The 1,382-nt window shown below is 64.0% G+C and carries 1 protein-coding gene; it reads left to right on the forward strand.

Going from position 1 to position 1,382, the window contains the following annotated elements; all coding sequences use genetic code 11:
• Positions 1–89: 89 nt before the first annotated feature.
• Positions 90–1,340 (forward strand): IS256 family transposase, encoded by a 1,251-nt coding sequence (locus IEW19_RS23120; RefSeq protein ID WP_188573887.1) that lies wholly within the window; start codon positions 90–92, stop codon positions 1,338–1,340.
• Positions 1,341–1,382: the final 42 nt, after the last annotated feature.

Below are 1,382 nucleotides of genomic sequence, written 5' to 3' on the forward strand. Positions count from 1 at the left end.
GGGACTGTAAGAAAAACGGTGTGTGATGGTCCGGCCTGATCCGAAAGGAGACGGCCGTGTCAGAGTCCACGACCGCAGTAACAGGGGTGATGATCGATCCTGTGACGGGAGAGATCATCGATCAGACGGAGCTTGCAGAGCGGTTGCTTGCGCAGGCCAAGGAACAGGGCGTGAGCCTGGTGGGCCCTGGCGGGCTGCTTAACCAGCTCACGAAGAACGTGCTCGAGACTGCGCTGGAAGCGGAGCTGACCGAGCACCTCGGGCACGAGCATGGCCAGACGCCGATCGCGGCCAACATGCGCAACGGCACCCGGTCCAAGACCGTGTTGACCGAGATCGGGCCGGTCGAGATTGAGGTGCCCCGGGACCGGGACGGCTCGTTCGAGCCGGTGATCGTGCCCAAGCGGAAACGGCGTCTGGACGGGATCGACCAGATCGTGCTTTCGCTCTCTGCCCGGGGGTTGACCACCGGGGAAATCGCCGCGCACTTCGAGGAGGTCTACGGGGCCAAGGTCTCCAAGGACACCATCAGCCGCATCACCGAAAAGGTCGCTGGGGAACTGGCCGAATGGTCGGCCAGGCCTTTGGATCCGATCTATCCGGTGCTCTTCGTCGATGCGATCGTGGTTAAGGTCCGGGACGGGCAGGTGCGCAACACCCCGTTCTACGTCGTCATGGGGGTCACCACCAACGGGGAGCGGGAGATCCTGGGCATCTGGGCCGGCGACGGCGCCGAAGGTGCCCGGTTCTGGCTGCAGGTCTTCTCCGAGCTGAAGAACCGGGGCGTGGAAGATGTGTTGATCGCTGTCTGCGACGGGCTCAAAGGGCTGCCGGAGGCGATCACGACCACGTGGGAGCGAACGGTCGTGCAGCAGTGCATCGTGCATTTAGTCCGCAACAGCTTCCGCTACGCCGGCCGGCAGCACCGCGACGGGATCGTCAAGGCGCTCAAGCCCGTCTACACGGCCCCTTCCGAGCAGGCGGCGAAAGAGCGGTTCGCGGAGTTCACGGCCGAATGGGGCCAACGGTATCCGGCGATCGTGCGGCTCTGGGAATCCTCCTGGGCGGAGTTTGTGCCCTTCCTCGAGTACGACGTGGAGATCCGGCGGGTGATCTGCACGACGAACGCAATTGAGTCCATCAATGCCCGCTACCGGCGGGCGGTGAGGGCCCGCGGGCACTTCCCCAACGAGGCAGCTGCCCTGAAATGCCTCTACCTGGTCACCAGATCACTTGATCCGACCGGCGGTGGTCGGGCACGCTGGGTGATGAGGTGGAAGCCTGCGCTCAACGCGTTCGCGATCACCTTCGCTGGCCGGTTCGAAAGAACCTTCCACTAATGAAAACCGCCGGACCCCACACACCGTTTATCGGACAGTCCC

Origin of the sequence: Arthrobacter liuii, assembly GCF_014639275.1 — a bacterium.
GTDB lineage: Bacteria > Actinomycetota > Actinomycetes > Actinomycetales > Micrococcaceae > Arthrobacter > Arthrobacter liuii.

Coding starts and splice junctions, on each gene's coding strand:
- IEW19_RS23120 (WP_188573887.1), top strand. CDS start 90: ATGATCGATCCTGTGACGGGAGAGATCATCGATCAGACGGAGCTTGCA.